Source organism: Oceanospirillum sediminis (assembly GCF_014164585.1).
GTDB classification, from domain to species: domain Bacteria; phylum Pseudomonadota; class Gammaproteobacteria; order Pseudomonadales; family Halomonadaceae; genus Oceanospirillum; species Oceanospirillum sediminis.
In genome coordinates this window covers 1-346 of record NZ_JACJFM010000254.1, presented here as the reverse complement: position 1 = coordinate 346, position 346 = coordinate 1, and the positions used below count along the sequence as shown (strand labels likewise).

General features: G+C 50.0%; 1 pseudogene. It reads right to left on the bottom strand.

Going from position 1 to position 346, the window contains the following annotated elements:
- Positions 1-92 precede the first annotated feature (92 nt).
- Positions 93-346, bottom strand: a pseudogene (locus tag H4O21_RS24795) (IS66 family transposase); the annotation flags it as partial.

The window sequence follows — 346 nt, the reverse complement described above, 5'->3', positions numbered from 1 at the left end:
GCAACCGGGCCCAGGCTTGATTATCCTGTTCCCAGGCCCTTTCCAGTTCTCTCAGATGATGAGCATTACACAGCGCATGCTGGCAGCTTTTGTTGGTACTGTGACAGATAGACGGCATGGGCTTTAACACCGGGTCCATACTGGACTGAAGATGTGACACCTTCAGGAAATTCTGCGACAAAGCGTCGCCCTTGTTCGTCTTCAAGTATCTGAGCCTGATATTCCACAACGGTCCGGGTGATATCAATATCAAAAACCTGGCGCTTCTGATAGCCGACTTCTTTGTATTGACCTTCAGGTAGCCGCCTTCGATCAACTCTCAGTATCTCAACTTCGTCAGGGGAGT